At 45.0% G+C, this 19,580-nt stretch carries 22 protein-coding genes; 2 read left to right on the top strand and 20 right to left on the bottom strand.

Going from position 1 to position 19,580, the window contains the following annotated elements; all coding sequences use genetic code 11:
* The first annotated feature begins 72 nt into the window (after window positions 1-72).
* Window positions 73-1,380 (top strand): flagellar hook-length control protein FliK, encoded by a 1,308-nt coding sequence (fliK, locus tag LG368_RS08760; RefSeq protein WP_226754357.1) that lies wholly within the window; start codon window positions 73-75, stop codon window positions 1,378-1,380.
* Entirely contained in the window at window positions 1,380-1,631 is a 252-nt protein-coding gene (locus LG368_RS08755; protein WP_226754356.1) for an EscU/YscU/HrcU family type III secretion system export apparatus switch protein, read from the top strand. The genes fliK and LG368_RS08755 overlap by 1 nt, the downstream gene beginning before the upstream one ends.
* Here the strand turns inward: LG368_RS08755 and LG368_RS08750 are convergent.
* From LG368_RS08750 to fliM, 20 genes are all read right to left on the bottom strand, one after another.
* Complete coding sequence (locus LG368_RS08750) at window positions 1,622-2,026, bottom strand: DUF2802 domain-containing protein (RefSeq protein ID WP_226754355.1); 405 nt, start codon at window positions 2,024-2,026, stop codon at window positions 1,622-1,624. The two genes, LG368_RS08755 and LG368_RS08750, sit on opposite strands and share 10 nt — an antisense overlap.
* A gap of 18 nt (window positions 2,027-2,044) precedes the next feature.
* The gene (locus LG368_RS08745) at window positions 2,045-2,542 is read right to left on the bottom strand and encodes a chemotaxis protein CheW (protein ID WP_226754354.1); all 498 of its coding nucleotides are present in this window, start codon (window positions 2,540-2,542) and stop codon (window positions 2,045-2,047) included.
* Between the two features lie 24 nt (window positions 2,543-2,566).
* Window positions 2,567-3,355, bottom strand: coding sequence for a chemotaxis protein CheW (locus LG368_RS08740; protein WP_226754353.1), 789 nt, complete (start codon window positions 3,353-3,355; stop codon window positions 2,567-2,569).
* Window positions 3,352-4,137 carry a ParA family protein gene (locus tag LG368_RS08735; RefSeq protein ID WP_226754352.1) on the bottom strand — a complete coding sequence of 262 codons (786 nt, stop codon included), beginning with the start codon at window positions 4,135-4,137 and terminating at the stop codon, window positions 3,352-3,354. The genes LG368_RS08740 and LG368_RS08735 overlap by 4 nt, the downstream gene beginning before the upstream one ends.
* A gap of 69 nt (window positions 4,138-4,206) precedes the next feature.
* Entirely contained in the window at window positions 4,207-5,022 is an 816-nt protein-coding gene (locus tag LG368_RS08730) for an OmpA family protein (protein WP_226754351.1), read from the bottom strand.
* A complete protein-coding gene (locus LG368_RS08725) occupies window positions 5,015-5,752 on the bottom strand; it encodes a flagellar motor protein (protein ID WP_226754350.1) in 738 nt (245 codons plus the stop codon). The genes LG368_RS08730 and LG368_RS08725 overlap by 8 nt, the downstream gene beginning before the upstream one ends.
* Complete coding sequence (locus LG368_RS08720) at window positions 5,752-6,816, bottom strand: protein-glutamate methylesterase/protein-glutamine glutaminase (RefSeq protein WP_226754349.1); 1,065 nt, start codon at window positions 6,814-6,816, stop codon at window positions 5,752-5,754. Before LG368_RS08720 ends, LG368_RS08725 begins: the two co-directional genes overlap by 1 nt.
* A 26-nt stretch (window positions 6,817-6,842) precedes the next feature.
* The gene (locus tag LG368_RS08715; protein WP_226754348.1) at window positions 6,843-9,104 is read right to left on the bottom strand and encodes a chemotaxis protein CheA; all 2,262 of its coding nucleotides are present in this window, start codon (window positions 9,102-9,104) and stop codon (window positions 6,843-6,845) included.
* A 12-nt stretch (window positions 9,105-9,116) separates the two neighbouring features.
* Complete coding sequence (locus LG368_RS08710) at window positions 9,117-9,905, bottom strand: protein phosphatase CheZ (RefSeq protein WP_226754347.1); 789 nt, start codon at window positions 9,903-9,905, stop codon at window positions 9,117-9,119.
* A 9-nt stretch (window positions 9,906-9,914) separates the two neighbouring features.
* Window positions 9,915-10,295 (bottom strand): chemotaxis response regulator CheY, encoded by a 381-nt coding sequence (locus LG368_RS08705; protein WP_476703451.1) that lies wholly within the window; start codon window positions 10,293-10,295, stop codon window positions 9,915-9,917.
* 54 nt (window positions 10,296-10,349) lie between these two features.
* Window positions 10,350-11,087, bottom strand: a complete 738-nt coding sequence (locus tag LG368_RS08700) for an RNA polymerase sigma factor FliA (protein WP_226754412.1) — start codon at window positions 11,085-11,087, stop codon at window positions 10,350-10,352.
* Between the two features lie 96 nt (window positions 11,088-11,183).
* Window positions 11,184-12,512, bottom strand: coding sequence for a flagellar biosynthesis GTPase FlhF (gene flhF, locus LG368_RS08695; protein ID WP_226754345.1), 1,329 nt, complete (start codon window positions 12,510-12,512; stop codon window positions 11,184-11,186).
* 101 nt (window positions 12,513-12,613) lie between these two features.
* Entirely contained in the window at window positions 12,614-14,731 is a 2,118-nt protein-coding gene (gene flhA / locus LG368_RS08690; RefSeq protein WP_338086311.1) for a flagellar biosynthesis protein FlhA, read from the bottom strand.
* A gap of 61 nt (window positions 14,732-14,792) precedes the next feature.
* Window positions 14,793-15,932: a flagellar biosynthesis protein FlhB gene (gene flhB, locus LG368_RS08685; protein ID WP_226754344.1), complete on the bottom strand. Its 1,140-nt coding sequence runs from the start codon at window positions 15,930-15,932 to the stop codon at window positions 14,793-14,795.
* The gene (fliR, locus tag LG368_RS08680) at window positions 15,925-16,707 is read right to left on the bottom strand and encodes a flagellar biosynthetic protein FliR (RefSeq protein WP_226754343.1); all 783 of its coding nucleotides are present in this window, start codon (window positions 16,705-16,707) and stop codon (window positions 15,925-15,927) included. The genes flhB and fliR overlap by 8 nt, the downstream gene beginning before the upstream one ends.
* Window positions 16,707-16,976 carry a flagellar biosynthesis protein FliQ gene (gene fliQ, locus LG368_RS08675; protein ID WP_226754342.1) on the bottom strand — a complete coding sequence of 90 codons (270 nt, stop codon included), beginning with the start codon at window positions 16,974-16,976 and terminating at the stop codon, window positions 16,707-16,709. The genes fliR and fliQ overlap by 1 nt, the downstream gene beginning before the upstream one ends.
* Window positions 16,977-16,978: 2 nt before the next feature.
* Entirely contained in the window at window positions 16,979-17,686 is a 708-nt protein-coding gene (gene fliP / locus LG368_RS08670) for a flagellar type III secretion system pore protein FliP (protein ID WP_264194021.1), read from the bottom strand.
* Between the two features lie 26 nt (window positions 17,687-17,712).
* On the bottom strand, window positions 17,713-18,135 hold the full coding sequence (gene fliO, locus LG368_RS08665) for a flagellar biosynthetic protein FliO (protein WP_226754340.1): 423 nt from the start codon (window positions 18,133-18,135) through the stop codon (window positions 17,713-17,715).
* A gap of 6 nt (window positions 18,136-18,141) precedes the next feature.
* Complete coding sequence (gene fliN, locus LG368_RS08660) at window positions 18,142-18,603, bottom strand: flagellar motor switch protein FliN (protein WP_226754339.1); 462 nt, start codon at window positions 18,601-18,603, stop codon at window positions 18,142-18,144.
* Window position 18,604: 1 nt separating this feature from the next.
* Entirely contained in the window at window positions 18,605-19,579 is a 975-nt protein-coding gene (fliM, locus tag LG368_RS08655; RefSeq protein ID WP_226754338.1) for a flagellar motor switch protein FliM, read from the bottom strand.
* Between the last annotated feature and the right edge of the window lies 1 nt (window position 19,580).

The following is a 19,580-nucleotide window of genomic DNA, read 5'->3' as shown; positions in this document are numbered from 1 at the left end:
TAAAATACATTGAATATTATATGAGAATTCTTCTTAAATGGCGAATGCCTGACTTCTGGAGAGACGAAAGATATGATCTCTAACACTCCTCCCAAAAACAGTCCTATCCTGAACAACAACACAGCGAAGTCCACACCCAGTTCACCATTGAATCAAACGGGCTTGGTGGCCAAGCTAAGCAGTGAAATCAGTCAGATCAGCAGACTAAACACGACCACACTGCACCACAGTGAACCCCTTCAATTCCAAGGTAAACCCGCTCAACTTTTGCATGCCAGTAACGCACAAGGTGCTTTTAGTTTGCTCAACACGGGAAAGCCTGTGGATATTCACAATGCTAAACCGTCACAGTTGAGCCCCCTCCCCTTAGCGTCACGAGTGGTAAGCCTGACGGTGACATCCACTGCACCGCCCTCAGCACAGGGAACACAAACTGTAACCGTCACCGATGGACAAACGTCTTTTCCGATCATTAGTCAAACACTTTTAAAGAAAGGGGACTCTATTCGTGTCTTCGTAGACAGTGATCACAAGATGCAAGTTTTACCATCAGCACTTGAAGGAAAGCCAAGCTCTATTTCACTTGACGCGTTGAAACAAAGTTTACCAAGACAACTATCCTTCACAGACATGTCACAACTTGTTAAGCAACTGCAAACACTGAGTGGTAGCATGAGCAGTTTGTCTCCTCAGGCACAAACTGCATTGAAGCAATTGGTACAATATCTTCCTAATATAGCGAACCTGACTCAATCACCAGAAGCCATGAAGAGTGCGATTCAAAGCAGTGGGCTTTTCTCTGAGTCCATCCTCGCCAATGACAATAAAACACAATTACCCGCTGACCTGAAGCTCAACCTGACACGTCTAAAAGACACCTTTGAGAGTAACGTCGCTGCTCAAACCAACAAAATAGCAACAGAACAAATTGCCAGTGCCGTCGAACGTATTACTACAAACCAACTACGACATTTTAGCGACGTAAATGGGACACAGTCTCCAACCTACCCACTTCATATTGAACTGCCCATAACAGAAGAACAGAACGTATATTTTATTCAAATGGAAATAGATCAAGATGCCAGTACAGAAGAGCAAGACAAACATGACCGACGCTGGCTGGTAAAGCTAAAGTTTGATTTTGAAGAAACAGGACGCTTTGATGCGCGAACCAGTATTCAAAACAATCAGGTTGGGGCACTTTTCGCTGCTGAAAACTCAGACACCGTGCAGCGGTTACAACAACAACTACCGACACTCAAAAAGCAGTTGGAAGAACAAGACATAGAAGTGAATCGACTCGACGCCTTTCAGGCAAAAATAACAGAAGAGGCCAAAAAAGCCCCTTCTCTTTCTTCGTTAATCGATGTGAGAACCTAATGCAACAAAAAGCCATTGCCTTAAAGTACGATTACAGTAGCGCACCAAAAGTCACAGCCAAAGGCAGTGGATTTCTAGCCGAAAAAATAGTGTCTGTCGCAAAAGAAAATGATGTGTTACTGCACCAAAGTCCAGAGCTTGTTGAAATGCTCAGCACTTTGGAGTTGGGAGAAGAAATACCTGAGGCGTTATACCTTGCCGTGGCAGAAATTATTGCCTTTGCCCATAACATTAAGAACCATCAATGGTAATCGGAGTTGCGCCGAGACTCTTGTTTCAATAAGCTAATTAGCTCTGCCTCTGCTCGAATTAAGCCGCATTTAGACACCAAATCATCAACCGTCGCGCCCATTTCCAGTAACTCCATAGCACGGTTATAAGACACTCCCCCCTCCTTGGATAGAATCTCAGACTGCTTTTCAACCGCTAAGTTAAGCTTTTTCTCGATCGCAACTAGGCGTCGCCCCATGCCTATAGAGCCTGATGCCAACACTTGTACGTGTTTCTTTTGGCTTGACTCGACTTCCGCATGATAGCGCTTCATTTGCGTTAGGCGCCTCGATAGTCTGACCGCCCAAATAACAACGGCAATCAGTATCAGAAACTGCAATATCAAAAGAAAATTAAATAACCACTGGGATTCCATTGAGCTCTCTTGTCTTAATTACATTGACGCGACTTCAGACCACTCCGTTTCTGACAGAAGCTTATCTAGGTCAACAAGGATCAATAAAATATCATTTTTATGACAGACACCTTGGATAAATTTAGACGAATCATCGTTACCCACGTTAGGAGACGGTTCAATTTCCGATTGACGCAGATACACAACCTCTGAAACCGCATCGACCAGAATACCAATAACATGGCCGTCTACTTCTAAAATCATAATACGGGTTGAATCTGTAATCTCACCAGAGGGCAGATCAAAGCGCTGACAAGTGTCGATAACGGTGACAACCGTGCCACGTAGATGAATAATACCCAACACAAAAGACGGAGCACCCGGAACCGGCGCGACCTCGGTATAACGCAGAACTTCTTTAACCTGCATAACATTTACGCCATAGATTTCATTTTCTAGACGAAACGTCACCCATTGCAACATGGGATCTTCTGCTTGATTTGCACTGTTTAATGCAAGACTGGTTGTGGTTGACATGGTTACTCCCCCAAGAGGCTCTTATCATCGTTGTTTAAAGGTGTTTTTAAACCCATTACTTGGGTCTTCTAATATTTCAATAAAGCCTTGAACATCAAGTATGGCACACATATGGTCTATCACTGTACCTGCTAACCAAGGCCGCTTACTTCGATCAGTGCGCCATTTGACTTGCGAGGGCTCGAGCGTAATGGCTTCTGCAACACGTTCACAAGCCACACACCAATCAGACCGATCAAGCTGTATTACAAACTTAAAATGCTCCTTTAAGCTGCCCTTATAATGATTAGGCATCACCCAAAGTGCGGTATCAACTGTTCTAAGATTAAAGTCACCGACATTTGCCACGCCCATAAACCAATCAGGCTGACCAAAAATCGTTGTCAATTTGTCATCACCACTTTGAAAAATCCCCCCCAGCTCAACAAGAGGAACCGCCATTTTCAAGCCCCCCACGTAAAACAGTAAACACTCAAAGCGACCTGTTGCCCAAGGTAGAGGCTCTGTTTTTGCTACTCGATGAAACTTTTCTGGCTCTGGCTCTGGCTCTGGCTCTGGCTCTGGCTCTGGCTCTGGCTCTGGCTCTGGCTCTGGCTCTGGCTCTGGCTCTGGCTCTGGCTCTGGCTCTGGCTCTGGCTCTGGCTCTGGCTCTGGCTGAACAGTATCTTGTTCGCTTGACTCAATAGACAAAGCATTTTGTTGCTGATCTGGTAGAGGCTCCGCAGTCGCTTCTTGCAACAATTCATCAAGATAACGCTGCAAAGCGACTTGAGGTTTGGTTAAATCCACCTCTTTATTTTTTACTTCTTTCATAAACCATCTACTGCCGCAGGTGCCATCAAAGATTCCATCAGGCTAGCATACGCTTTGATACCTCTAGCATTACGATCCAAAGCCGATGGAGCAACACCTGCTGTACTCGCATCCCTTAACTTTGTGTCGACCGGAATCACTGAATGCCAAACCAACTCATCATAAGCATCTTTGAGACTGCGCAAACTTTTATTTGACGCTTGAGTACGGCGATCAAACAGAGTCGGCACAATGATATAAGGCACGGGGCGCTTTCTCGCACGATTAATCATGGTTAAAGTGCGAACCATACGCTCTAAACCTTTAATCGCCAGAAACTCTGTTTGAACGGGAATCACAAGTTGCTGACAGGCGGCTAACGCGTTAATCATCAGCACCCCTAATACAGGAGGGCTATCAATTAAGACGTAATCGTAATCATCCCATAGAATCGCCAATGTCTTTGAAACCACCAACCCCATTCCACCTTGCGCCTGAGCATGGCGCTCCAGGGTTGCCAGTGCCGTCGAAGAAGGCAATAAAGACAAGTTAGGATGCCCCGTTTCTAATATTAAAGAAGCGGGTAAAGAGTCGGGGATTTTCCCTGTGGTCTGAAATAAGTTATAACTGCTTTTTTCGATAGAGTCTGGATCAAAACGAAAATAACTGGTCAAAGAACCATGAGGGTCAAGGTCTATCATCAGTACCCGCTTGCCAGAGTCTGCCAACAACCCAGCTAATGACACCACTGTTGTCGTTTTACCTACGCCACCTTTTTGATTCGCCACTGCCCAAATGTGCACTCTGACTCCCCTGAGATTCTATGCTGTTATTTTGCCTATGAATTTTGTGCCATCATATACAGTAATAGGCTATTGGAACAAGTAATCGTAAACATTATCAGCGTCACGCTTACTAATCCTCAACACCACACGACGGTTTTGCTGGCGTCCATCCTCATTATTGTTTCTCACTTGAGGGTGTTCACTCGAAAAACCAATAGGCGCAATCATTTTTGGGTTGACGCCACGGTAGACCAGTTCGTCAACCACCGACGACGAACGTAAACTCGATAAATGCCAGTTAGACACCAGACGACTCGAGACCACAGGTAAGTTATCCGTATTTCCTTCCACCAATATCACCGAAGGGTACCTTTTCAATACATTTGCGACGACCATTAAGAGCGCAACCGCTTCGTTCGTTAACTCATATTCTCCCTGACCAAACAGCAAACCAGAGTTCAATTCAAGGCTCACCCAATCGGCGGACTCAGAAACAGCAATTTCACCTAAGGCTCGCAAGCCTGTAAACTGACTTTCTACTACTTGGTCTAGCAAAGAGAAAATAACTGAGGAACGACTTTCTTCTATTGATGGAATAGCCTCAGGAATGATCTTCGTTTCGATCACATCAATGTCTTTTGGTTCCCCTACAACCGGCTCACCAATATTGATAGGCTTAACTGACTTTTGTACCGCTTCAAACACGCCATCCAAACTTTCTTTTAAACGCTGCTCATCGCCATTGCTTTGCAAAGATAATGAATATAAGGCAACGAAAAACGCAAACAACAAAGTGATAAAATCAGCATAAGACAGTATCCATCGATCTCGCCCCTGAGTGTTAGAAGACGATGTTTTAGGAATCGCTCTTCGACGTCTTGGTGGCTTGGGAGCATCACTCATAGGTATCCAGCTCAAGCTCTAATCGATAAGGGTGTTTGCCCAAAGCGATACCGCAAATCCCATCGATCAATAATTGATGATAAAGCAGCTCTTTTTCTATGTAGCCCGTTAGCTTTTTAACTATAGGAAAAACGACTAAATTTGCAAAACCTTGGCCGTACAAAGTGGATACAAATGCAACCGCAATACCATGCCCCAATGCTTCTGGACTGTCTAAATTAGCCATGGCTTGGATCAAACCTAAAACGGACCCCATGATCCCGAGCGTTGGCGCATAACCACCAATAGACTCTAAAAACGACACACTTTTCATTCGCCTATCATAAAGACGAACAGCATCATCGTGTAAACGGTCTGAAAGAGAATCGGCCTCAGCACCATCAATGGCCATCTGCAATGCACGACTGGAAAAAGAATTCCCTAACACTTCGATGTCCGACTCTAACGCTAACAAAGAAAACTTACGGGCTTTATGAGCAAGACTGTTTAAGGAAGAACGAGCGGAATTGAAGTCATAGACAGGAGGGAAAAGACTCCACTTAACCAGCGCAAAGGCACGCAGAGACTCTTGAATATTACTTTGAATTAACGTGGCACCAATACTGCCGACAATAACAATGATGGCTGAAGGTAAGTTGAGGAGCAGAACAACGTCTCCTCCTCCTAGCCAGTTCGCTAAAAATACGGAACTAAAAGCAATAATCAGTCCGGCTAAAGTCACAAAATCCACTAGACAACCTCACGTGCAATACGCTCACCGATATGATCTAAATGTATGATTTCATCAGCAAGGTTGGCTTTCTCGATGGCCATTGGCATACCATAGATAACACATGACTCTTCACTTTGAATCCACACTCTTGACCCTGAGTTTTTAAGCATACGAGCACCATCTCGCCCATCTACCCCCATGCCGGTCATTACTACAGATAAGACTTTTCCGGGGTAACACTTAGACGCGGAGCCAAAAGTCACATCCACGGAAGGTTTATAGTTTAGCCGCTCATCTCCATCCAAAATTCTGACACACCCCCCATTTCGAGGGTCAATCATCATTTGCTTGCCGCCGGGTGCTAACAAGGCAACCCCAGCTTGGAGGCGATCTCCATCTTTTGCTTCTTTCACTGTGATCTGACAGATATTATTCAAACGATCAGCAAAAGCCCCCGTAAACGCCGCAGGCATATGTTGAACCAAGACTAAAGGAGCAGCAAAATTTTTTGGTAATTTCGTCAATACCGCCTGTAACGCCATTGGTCCCCCTGTTGAAGTCCCAATGGCAACCAAGCTAACCCGTTTACGAGAGCGAGGAATGATAACACCACGCTCTGTAACGATAGGCTTAGGCGCTTCACGAGGCCTAGGTGGCTCTACATACCTTTGATTACCAGAAAAGCGTGTTCTAGCAACAACCAAAACACGATCAACCAAAGCACGTCTTACCATCTCAGAATCTCGAGAGATATCCTCGAAATTCTTTGGCATAAAATCAACCGCACCCGCTTCTAATGCATCAAGGGTGATTTTCGCCCCTTCATGCGTCAACGAAGAAAACATCAACACAGGCGTTGGCTTATTCTTCATGATGCTACTAACAGCCGCAATGCCATCTAAAATGGGCATTTCATAATCCATTGTCACCACATCGGGTGATAACGACTGCACTTTATCAATAGCCTCACGGCCGTTACTCGCTGTACCCACTACGATAAGACGAGAATCAGACTCGAATATTTCTACCAAACGTCGCCTGAAGAAACCCGAGTCATCTACAACAAGCACCTTAATAGGCATATTACATCCCCTAAACGAAAAACTTGCTACCTAGATGCGTAACACTTCAGCATGCTAGGCACGTCAAGGATTAATGCAATACGACCATCACCGGTAATTGTTGCCCCTGCCATGCCCGCTGTTCCTTGTAACATCTTACCAAGCGGCTTAATAACGACTTCTTCTTGACCAACCAGTTGATCCACCACAAAACCTACTTCGCTCATACCTACTTGAATGACAACGACATGCGCTTCTGATGGCTGGTTATCCTCATGACGATTCTTTATCAACCAGTTTTTCAGATGGAAAATCGGTAATGTTTTACCGCGAATAACCACCACTTGCTGACCGTCAACGATATTGGTCTTTTTCAGGTTAAGATGGAAAATCTCATTCACGCTGACGAGTGGGAAAGCAAACGCTTGATCCGACAGAGTCACCATTAAGGTCGGCATAATTGCCAACGTCAGTGGCACTTTAATAATAAAGCGCGAACCTTGACCTAAAACGGATTTAATCTGAAGCGTGCCATTAAGTTGAGAAATTTTCGTTTTAACAACGTCCATTCCCACACCACGACCAGAGACATCGGTTACTTCTACTTTTGTGGAAAACCCAGGAGCAAAGATCAGGTTAAACGCTTCTTCGTCAGATAAACGCTCTGCCGCATCGGTATCCATCAGCCCCTTTTCAACCGCTTTCTTACGCAAGAAAGCCGGATCCATACCTGCGCCATCATCTTCAATCGACAAAAGAATGTGATCACCCTCTTGCTCTGCAGAAAGAATAACGTGACCAACTCTTGGTTTCCCTTTTGCTTCACGCACATCAGGCGGCTCAACACCATGGTCTACTGAGTTTCGAACCAAGTGAACGAGAGGATCAGCCAAAGCCTCCACCAAGTTCTTATCTAAGTCTGTTTCCTCTCCTCGAAGCTCTAAATTGACTTCTTTTTTCATGTTCCGAGCCAAATCTCGAACCACACGAGGGAACTTACCAAAGACTTTCTTGATCGGCTGCATCCGCGTCTTCATCACAGCGTTCTGCAGGTCTCCGGTTACCACATCTAAGTTGGAAACCGCTTTCCCCATCGACTCATCATCACTTTGTAAACCTAAGCGAACCAAACGGTTTCGCACTAAAACAAGTTCACCCACCATGTTCATGATGTCATCAAGTCGCTTCGTATCCACTCGAACAGTCGCTTCTTGAGTCACAGGAGCGTGAGTCACTTTTTCTTTAGCTGGCTCTGCTTTTGCTTTTTCTGGCTTAGGCGCTACTTTTGGTTTCGCCTTAGGCTTTGGTGTCTCTTTCGGTTTTTCTGCTGGTTTTTCGGTCGACTTTTCTTTCGCTTGCTTTTCTTTCTCTTGACTGTGCAGGCTGTCTAACAGGGACTCAAATTCGTCCTCTGTAATAAGGTCAGACTCTTCACCCGATGCCGACGAAGCAGTATCAGGTGCTTTGTCTTTGCTGCCTTCTGGAGCGGACTTTTCGCCATGCAGTTTATCAAGCAAAGCTTCAAATTCTTCTTCCGTGATGTCATCCGACGAAGCGTCAATGTCAGAATTCGCCTTGCCCTCGTCAGTATTACCTTCCGATCCGCCTACGCCAGGCGCACCGCCACCGTGGAGCTGATCCAGTAAGGCATCAAACTCATCTTCAGTGATCTCATCATCGGTTTTTTCTGTATTTTCAGGCACAGCATTAGACTTTTTAGGGTCTTGAGGTGCTGTTGTGTCTTCACCCAATGCATTCAATAACGACTCAAATTCATCATCAGAAATATCCACGGATTGATTGGCCGTTGACTCTGCCGTGTCACTTTCTTCCGTCACCGATGGTTCTTCAGGCTCGACCTCATCAGAAGCGGCCTCATCAACCTCTTCTTGATCGTCTTCCGCCAACTCATCTTCTGATGGTGGAACAGCGTACGCTTTTAGAGCATCAATTAACTCAGGAGGAGCCTCTTCTGGCTCACCACCCGCTCTGACCACATCAAACATCTCATTGACGGCATCCAGTGCCTGCAAAACGATGTCCATCAGGTCAGAATCAATTTGACGTTGACCGTTTCTTAGAATATCAAAAACACTCTCTGCATAATGACAACAGTTAACCAAAGCGGTTAGCTGTAAGAAACCAGCACCCCCTTTGACTGTATGAAAACCACGGAAAATGGCATTAAGCAAAGGCTTATCATCAGGGTTTTGCTCTAAGTCTACTAACTGTTCAGAGAGTTGCTCTAGGATTTCCCCAGCCTCTACCAAAAAATCTTGTAGAATCTCTTCATCGACCTCGAAACTCATCCTCAGCTCCTTCTAGAAACCAAGACTTGATAGCAAGTCGTCTACTTCGTCTTGACTATTCAGTACTTCAGGTGTTTTTTGTTTATTAATAGCGGGGCCATGTCCACGAGTGTCATCGTGCTCAGACTCATCCTCAGCGTGTTCGATGCCTGAGATACTATCAACGCGTCCAGCAACAGCGACAAGATGCACAAGTTTTTCTTCCACATCTCGAATTAAATCATTCACTCGAGCAATGACCTGACCGGTTAAGTCTTGGTAACCCTGCTCTAAAAGAATGGTGTTGAGGTTTGAATGCAACGTCGTTGCACTTTCATCAGCGTAAGACAAGAATGCATCAATACGCTTGTATAAATCTCGAAACTCTTGTGGGCTTAGATCACGCTTGATCAGTCGAGCCCAATCTTTGCGCAAGTCTCTTGCTTGACTTTGCAATTCACTGGCCACAGGCACGCTGGTATCAACCATATCCATGGTTTTATTCGCAGCCGCACTGGTCATTTCAATAACGTAATCTAATCGATCCGATGCGTCGGTGATTTTGTTGGTTTTCTCTTTCTCACTGTCATTAACAACCAGATCCACAGAGCCAACCTGAAAGTCACGGATAGCATCATGTAAACTGCGAGTTAAACAACCAACTTCGTTATAAAAACTATTATGACGCGCCTCGCTTAGCTCTTGTATTTTCTTAATCGCCGCACTGAAATCACCGACTTCGATGCAACTTAAAAGCTCCACAGCGCCATCTTTTACTAGTTTCTCAAAATCCACTAGCCCAGACTCCAGTTTGTTTGACATGTGAAATCCCTATTTTGCAGCGTCTATTCGTTCAAATATTTTCTCGATCTTCTCTTTGAGCGCAACAGCTGTAAAGGGTTTCACTACATACCCATTCACTCCGGCCTGAGCTGCAGCAATGATCTGATCACGCTTTGCCTCTGCCGTCACCATGAGAACAGGAACGCTCTTCAGTTTTTCATCAGCACGAACAGCACGAAGCAATTCAATACCCGTCATACCCGGCATATTCCAATCTGTTACCAAGAAGTCAATTGTTCCCCCTTTAAGAATGGGCAACGCTGTTGTTCCATCGTCTGCTTCGACTGTATTGGTAAACCCTAAATCCCGCAGCAAATTTTTAATGATTCGTCTCATTGTCGAGAAGTCATCAACAATTAGGATCTTCATGTTTTTATCCAACGCAACCTCCACACCCTAAAGGTAAAATTCCACAACTCATAATTAATCTCGCCAATCAGTTAGTCGAGCACGCAACCGCATAGCCGCTTGGCTATGGATTTGACTGACTCTTGATTCACTGACGCCTAATACAGCACCAATTTCTTTTAAGTTAAGCTCTTCATTATAATAAAGAGACAAAACCAACTTTTCTCTCTCAGGTAAATTCTCAATTTCTGCGGCCAGCTGATCCTGGAATCCACTTTCTTCCACTTGTGAATAAGGTGTACTTTCCATTTCAGATTGAACGCTATCTAAGTTGTTAGCATCTGAGTCCAACATCTCTTCATAACTAAACAACTGAGTCGACATGGACGAATGAAGCATTTCATGATATTCAGTCATGCTTATCCCCATATGATCGGCTACTTCCATATCCGTCACTTCACGACCTAACGTTGCCTCTAACTCTTTAATCGAGTTGGCGACCGCTCTACCGTTACGTCGAACCGAGCGTGGCGCCCAATCCGTTTTACGCACTTCGTCCATAATGGAACCACGAATACGTATACCGGCATAGGTCTCAAAGCTGGCCCCCTTGGAGGACTCAAAGCGTTTATACGCCTCTATCAACCCCATCATGCCTGCTTGAATCAAATCGTCTACTTCAACACTGTCTGGTAAACGAGCCAATAGGTGGTAAGCAATCTTTTTTACCAAGAAGCCATATTGCTCGACAATAGCATCCACTGACAGCGTTGCTTTTTTTGAGTATGTGTTATATCCAGTTTTGGTCAGCATAAAATAGTCTAAGCAACCCTTGCCATTCGAATTAGTGGCGCTGTCTAACTGTACTACATAGTTCAGTACAACGCTTTCAGTAATCACATTTTTTTGCTAATTGCCATACTTTAAAGACCCATAAAGTTGACTATAATGATCAGCGGTATACACAGCTCTACTAATCAGATTGTGTGCTCGCGCTGGTTCAATATCATCAGGTATGCGCTGCCCATCAGCAATATATACTACAGGCAAACCCTCTTCGATAACCACGCTAATCGCTTCACCTAAAGAGGCCGATTCATCGAGTTTACTCAACACACAGCCATCAAGTTGAACTTGAGAGTAAACATCAACGACGGTTTTCAACACTTGCCTTTGACTCGTACAAGGTAAAACCAATAACTTTTTGAGGCTTGCTCGGGCTCTTTTCATCATTAATAGCTGTCTTTCAAGGTTTGAATCTCTTGGATTCATACCCGCTGTATCAACTAAAACTAACGAATAGTGAGCGTATTTCGCCAGCACTTCGTTTAAATCTGAGTACTCATTCACAACTTCAACTGGCACATTTAAAATACGCCCAAAGGCTCTTAACTGCTCATGAGCCGCGATTCGATAGGTATCCGTTGTAATCAACACCACGCCACTCGCGCCGTGTTTTAATACGTATTGGGCCGCAATTTTACCGATCGTCGTGGTTTTCCCAACCCCAGTTGGCCCCATAAAGGCTAAACAACCTTTCAATTCAGATGAGCTTGACCGCACGGGGATATAATCGGCTAAGTGTGCCAATAGTCGATTCCAATCATCTTCACGACCTTTTAAGTCAATGTCGTCAATTAATCTTGAAACCACAAAGCTAGACAGTCCTAATGATTTTAGCTTATCGCGTATCTTTATCTCTACCGTACTTTCTTTTACGGTATTTTTTGACTCTGCCTTTTTACGCTCTTCCAGCATAGCCTTGACACTTTTAAGCTCAAGTTCCATATCATGAAGTTGCTTAGCACTGTCATCTTTTCGTACTGACAGCGCTTCTTCTAAAGCTGGGTCACTTTTGTCTTCCGACAAAGGAGGCATCTCGAAAGGCTCATCCAAGGGTCTTTTTGCTCTTGGTGGGTCTTCTTTAAACAACGGCCTTTCAGTCCTTTCCGGCTCAGATACTGAGGACTGTTCCGGCGCGACTTGTTGCTTAGCTCTCTCAATGCGTTCTAAATAATCTGCACTGGGGTCGTTATAAGTTTCTTTAGGCTTAGCCGGTGCGGGCTTTGCCGTCATGCTAGAGGGTAAAGAACCGTCATAATCCAAAGCGGCAACGATTTCTATCTCACCAGTAGGCAGTCGTTGGTTCGACAAAATGACCGCATCTGGGCCCACAGCGTCACGAACTTTACGGATCGCTTGGCGCATGTCAGGTGCTCGAAACCGCCTAATTTGCATGAATAAACTTACCCTTCCCGTGTATTTTTCTTACAAATCCATAGCTTACCCGAAAGGTTTGCATAAATATAGCCGCATTCTATCGACCCTAACGGTAAGGTTTATTGACCTATAACACCGACAACGGTGATTTTTTTATGGTCAGGCACTTCCTGATAGGACAAAACAGACATACTCACCATGCCATAACGCATAAAACGCGCCAACATAGGACGAATAGGCGCCGAAACAATTAAAATGGGAGTATTCCCCATCGCTTCCTGCTGCTCTGCCGCTTGACGCAAAGACGTCTGTAATTGTTCAGCCATTTGCGGCTCTAAAATCAAAGCTTCTTCATTTTTTATACCCGATTGCTGACTTTGTTGCACTGTCTGCATCAGCATTTTTTCAAGCTGTGGCTCTAATGTTAAAACAGGTATCTCTTCTACCCCATCTGCTAATGTTTGGATAATCAGGCGAGAAAGCGATGTTCGCACTGCCGCGGTCAATATCATTGGGTCTTGTGATTTTGGTTGAACGCCCATAATCGCCTCGGCAATAGTACGCATATCACGTAATGGTACACCTTCAATCAATAGGTTTTGCAGCACTTTCAACAGCACACTTAATGGCACTGTGTTTGGCACCAGCTCTTCCGCCAATTTAGGGTTATATTGTTTTAACAAACTTAATAACTGTTGAACTTCATCGTGACCAATGAGTTCATATGCATGTTTGTGCATAATTTGGTTAATGTGCGTAGCAACGACAGTACTGACATCAACGACCGTGTAGCCAAATGTCTGCGCTTGATCGCGTTTTTTAGGGTCAATCCAAACGGCGTCAAGACCAAATGAAGGGTCTTTGCCGGCAATACCATCGATGGTGCCAAATACTTGACCAGGATCGATAGCAAGGTCTTTATCAGGGTGGACCTCGGCCTCCGCTAAACTGACTCCCATAAGCGTAACCCGATAGGCATTTGGCATTAAGTCAAGATTGTCACGGATATGGACACTCGGCACTAAAAAACCCAAATCTTGGGACAACTTACGACGTACTCCTTTAATTCGCGCCAGCAGCTCTCCACCTTGCGTTTTATCCACCAAAGGAATCAGACGATAACCCACTTCTAGGCCAAGCATATCGACGGGGGCCACATCATCCCAACTTAAATCTTTGGCTTCTGCGGGTACATTGCCTTCTGCGGCGGCTTTGGTTTTCTCTGCTGCGGTTTGTTTCGGCTTTTGTTTTTTCTGATACTCTAAAAAGTACGCTAGGCCACCGATTACAAGCGCTAATGATAAAAAGGAAAAGTGGGGCATGCCAGGCACAATCCCCATGATGGTCATCACGGCAGCGGCAACGTACAGCGCTTTGGAAGAACCAAACATCTGACGCACAACTTGCGAGCCCATGTCTCCTGTTTCATTAACGCGTGTCACCATAATCGCAGCAGCGGTGGAAAGCATCAAAGACGGCAATTGCGCAACGAGGCCATCACCAATGGTTAACAAGGAATAACGCTCAATCGCTTCGGTGAAGGTTAAATCATGCTGTGCCATGCCTATTGCTAGGCCACCAATGATGTTGATCCCTAAAATAAGCAGACCCGCAATCGCATCACCTTTTACAAACTTGGACGCACCATCCATGGAACCATAAAATTCCGCTTCGGAGGCAATTTCGGTACGACGTATCTTCGCTTGGTCTGCGTCGATCATTCCGGCGTTTAAATCCGCATCGATCGCCATTTGTTTACCAGGCATGGCGTCCAAAGTAAATCGAGCACTCACTTCAGAGATACGACCAGCACCTTTTGTTACAACCGCGAAGTTGATGATCATTAGAATGGCGAATACCACAAAACCCACAACATAGTTGCCGCCGATAACCACTTCACCAAACGCTTGAATAACCTTTCCTGCCGCGTCACCACCCTCATGACCATTCAGCAACACCACTCGCGTTGACGCCACATTCAGCGCCAGCCGCATCAGTGTTGACACCAACAAAACCGTTGGAAAAACAGCAAAGTCCAATGGTCGCATGGAATAAATAGCCACCAGCAACACCACAATGGCCAGGGCAATATTAAACGTGAACAGAACATCCAGTAGAAAAGCAGGTATGGGCAAGATCATCATCGCGAGCAGCGACAACAACAGGATAGGAATACCTAGATTCCCACTAAAAATACCTCGTGCTTGCCCTACAAGGCGACCGCGATCAAAGTTCACACGACACCCTTAACAACGTAAACAACGGAAACAACGGACAAAAACCACTTATTACCATGAATTAACTACCATCCCATTGGAACTCATCGGGCACATCAAGATTTGGCATACCTTCTGGTCGAGGTGCGCCGGTCCGAGCATTTCTTAACTGATACACATAAGCCAGCAACTGTGCTACTACCTTAAACAGACCTTCAGGAATCTCATCACCGATTTCGGTATGATGGTAAACAGCCCGCGCTAAAGCAGGCGATTGTATCACAGGCACATCATAGTGATTGCCCACTTCACGAATTTTCAATGCAATCACATCCCCCCCTTTCGCCAACAAAATCGGCGCACTGCCGCCACCTGTTTGATCGTATTTTAACGCGACTGAGAAGTGTGTTGGGTTGGTGATGATCACATCCGCGTCTGGTACATCAGACATCATTCTATTCATTGCAGCCTGACGTTGCATCTGTCGAATACGCCCTCTCACCAAAGGGTCACCTTCTTGCTGCTTGAACTCGTCTTTTACTTCTTGCTTGGTCATTTTCAGCTTTTCTTTGTGTGACCAAACCTGAAAAGGTACATCAATTGCTGCAATCAGCACCAACGCCAAAGTAACAAACACAAATGACCAAATGATAATGTCTATGCCATGAGCAATGGCGAGCTGGATACTTTGAAATGTGAGCCCTAATGTTTCAGGTAAAAAATAATTCAATACCAAGACGGCAATAAGACCGACCAAGCTGACTTTCGCAATGGATTTCAGCAATTCCACCAAAGATTGAACAGAAAACATCCGTTTCAACCCTGCAATCGGATTCATTTTACTGAGCTTTGGCGTGAGTGGCTCCCATGAAAAGTTTAATCCACCCAAGGCAATACTGCCGACAATACCAGCCACGGCCAATATCGACATCATGAGAATCATAGAATCCATCATGGCAACCACAGATTCATAAAGGTGGAAAACCATACGGCTAAAATCAAAAAGATCCGCCCTTTCGATGAGAAAGTTAAAATTGAACAATAAAGAAAGGTCTCGTACCAGCAAGGTGCCGGTACCGTAAATGGTCACCGCCGCCACAACCAGAAGCAACGCCGAACTTAAATCTTTTGACCTAGGTAGGTTGCCTTTATTTCGCGCATCTTCGAGCTTCTTACTACTGGCGCTTTCGGTTTTTTCACTACCGTCTTCATTTTCAGCCATCTAGACGAATCCCCCACGTTGTGTTCATCCAATCTAAAACTTCCTCGAAGAACAATCTGTATATATCAAGAAAATCTTCCAGCATCACCCAAAAGAAAAACAAAGAAAACAGCATTATGACCGGAAACCCCAGTGCAAACACATTCAATTGTGGCGACGCCTTAGCAACAACACCAAAAGACAAGTTGATTACCAACACCGCAATAGCCAAAGGCAAGACGATCAACAAGGCCTTTTCAAACATCCAACCACCCAGTAAAACAACCTGCCAGTAACGCTCGCTGTTGAACCCACTGCCAATTGGCCAATAATTAAAACTCTCAACTAAATACTCTATGACCACCAAATGGCCGTTGGTTCCTAAAAAAGCCAACGCCACCATCGATAGATAATATTGCCCCATGGTCGCCACTGAAATGCCATTCGCGGGGTCATTCGACATCGCAAAACCCAAACCGGCTTTCATCGCAGCTAATTGCCCAGCGAGAGAAAACAACTGAAACAACACGGTAATCACAAAGCCCAATACAAAACCAATAATGAGCTGCTCAGCAATTAACACCACATAGGCAGGGGAAATAGGATCATAACTCGGCACATTAATAATGGGAGTCACGATAATAGCGATCACAAATGCAAAAGCAGCACGCACACGGACACTAACAAGCTGACTACCAAACAAAGGCAGTGCCATGATAAAGGCACCAATACGGAAAAAAGGCAAAAGAAAACTGATGGTAAGATTTAGAAGCTGATCAGGATAAAGTTCTAACATCAGCCTATTATCATAGGTATATCAATAAATAAGTTGGTGGTGAAATCCATTAGCTTGGTCAAAATCCATGGCCCTAACTGCATAATCACTAAAATGGTCACTATTAATCTAGGTAAAAAAGACAGTGTTTGTTCGTTAATTTGAGTGGCGGCCTGAAACACACTAACAATCAGACCGACAATCAAACTAGGCACCATCACAACCCCAACAATCAGTACGATCAAATAAAAGCCTTGTCCATACAAATCAAGCACTACCTGAGGATTCATGGCTAAATCCCGAAACTGGCTGCGAGTGTGGCCATAATCATCGACCAACCATCCACCATAACAAACAACATGATTTTAAAAGGCAACGAAATGATCACAGGGGACAACATCATCATACCCATCGCCATCAATACACTTGCCACCACCATATCCACAATCAAAAAGGGAATAAAAATCATAAAACCAATTTGAAAGGCTGTTTTCAATTCACTGGTCACAAACGCAGGCATAAGAATGGTAAACGGCAATGCCTCCATGGATTCAATCGTTCCTTCTCGACCAGCCAACTTCACAAAAAGTGCCACATCATCTTCACGAGTCTGTGCCAACATAAAGTCTTTTATTGGCACAGAAGCCGCTTCTACTGCCTGTACCGACGTCATTTCTTCGTTTAAATAGGGCTGTAAAGCCACTTCATTCACACTATTTAACGTCGGTGTCATAATAAATAACGTCAGGAATAAGGCCATCCCGATCATAATTTGATTTGAAGGCGTCTGCTGCAAACCAATAGCTTGCCGTAAAATAGCCAATACTACAATGATTCGCGTAAACGCCGTCATCATCATTAAAGCCGCAGGCAACAGCGTTAACGCCGTCATTATAAAGAGGATCTGCAGCGAAACACTGTAATCCTGACTGCCGTCTGGGTTTGTTATGACTTTTACCGCCGGCAAACCCACTTCAGCCCATACTGAGGCAGGTACCATTAGCAGTAAAACGAGAATATATCGGATCACTCTTCACCCTCGCCGTCAGCACGTGCGGGTGTGGCATCGTCCAACTCTTTAGCAAAGGTAGAGGGATGCTTGGGCAAGTCTTTTATATGCGTGATCCCATTGGCCGTCACGCCAATCAATAAGCGTTCGCCCTCCACCTCTACCAACATGATCTTCTCTTTGGCTCCCAAAGATTGCACTTGAACCACTTTAATAGCGGATTGACCTAAACGCATTTGCGTGAGTTGAAAGCGTTTCACCAGCCATAAACAAGCGGGGATAAAGGCAATAACAAAGACTAAAGACGCCGTTACTTTCCATAACGAAGAAGTGACAGATAGGTCTTCTGCCGTCGCAGTAAACCCCTCTGTTGCGTTTAATAAAGCAAAGAGCCCCCAAAAAAAAGCAACAGTAAACCGAACACAAGTGGAAATATTCAACAGCAGCTACTTAAGTCGTCTAATACGCTCACTAGGGCTTACTACGTCGGTTAAACGGATACCATATTTATCGTTCACCACCACCACCTCACCGTGCGCAATCAAGGTGCCGTTCACCAAAACATCCAGTGGCTCACCTGCGAAACGGTCCAGTTCCACCACAGAACCCTGTGTCAATTGCATCAGATTACGGATAGCAATCTCGGTGTTACCGAGCTCCATCGACAATACAACAGGAATGTCCATAATCAGATCGAGATCTGATCCAACACCACCTTTAGGGACAGAAGGATCTGACAGAGTTTCAAGCTTAACCGGCTCCACTTTTTGCTCAGACATGGCCGCAGCCCATTCGTCTTCAATGCCTTCGCTTTCCGTCGTTTCCCCCGCTTCGGACATGGCTGCAGCCCACTCGTCTGCTAACCCTTCATCCATCCCTTCTTGATCTGGATTTTGCTCTTCCGCCATGTTACTTGTTCACCTTCGTTTTAAAGTTTTCTTTCATTTGCACAGAGTAACGCTCATTACTGACACCTAACTTACCTTTAAAAGTAGGCACGCCATTGGCTCTGACCGTCACAAATTCCGGCATTTCAATCGGAATAATGTCCCCAGCTTTAAATTTTAGCACATCGCCTAACGACACTTTTTTGTTCGCCACGTTAACGGACAATTGTACGTCGATGTCCTTAACGTCCTGCTGGAGAGAACGCCCCCAACGATCATCTTTTTCATCGACATCACTTTGCACACCGGCATCAAGTAGCTCACGCACCGGCTCTATCATTGAGTAAGGCAAAGTAATATGCAACTCACCACCGCCACCGTCTAATTCAATGTGAAAAGTGGACACCACCACAACTTCGCTTGGGCTGACAATGTTTGCCATGGCAGGGTTTACTTCTGAACTAAGGTATTCCAATTCGAGCTTTAAGACTGGTGCCCAAGCTTCCGTTAAATCCACGAAGACCTGCTCAAGCATCAACTGAACAATGCGTATCTCTGTCGGTGTAAACTCACGCCCTTCAATTTTTGCATGGCGACCGTCTCCACCAAAGAAGTTATCCACCAATTTAAAAACCAGCTTCGCATCAAGAATAAATAAAGCCGTACTTCGCAAGGGTCTAAACTTAACCAAGTTAAGACTGGTCGGGACGTATAAGGTGTGAACGTACTCACCAAACTTCATCACTTGCAAACCACCTGATGAGACATCGGCGGTACGACGGAGCATATTAAACAAACTGATGCGGGTATATCGCGCAAAACGTTCGTTTATCATCTCTAAGGTAGGCATTCTCCCACGGACAATACGCTCTTGACTGGTGATGTCATAAGAAGCAATGCCATTGGGATCTTGATTCTCTTCCTCAGCCGGCTTCTCATCGGCACCGTGTAACAGCGCATCAATTTCATCTTGGGATAAAAGATCTTGAGCCGACATA

Origin of the sequence: Marinomonas algarum (assembly GCF_020532605.1) — a bacterium.
Classification (GTDB): domain Bacteria; phylum Pseudomonadota; class Gammaproteobacteria; order Pseudomonadales; family Marinomonadaceae; genus Marinomonas; species Marinomonas algarum.
The sequence above is the reverse complement of the archived record's forward strand: the minus strand, read 5'-3'. Positions and strand labels throughout refer to the sequence as shown.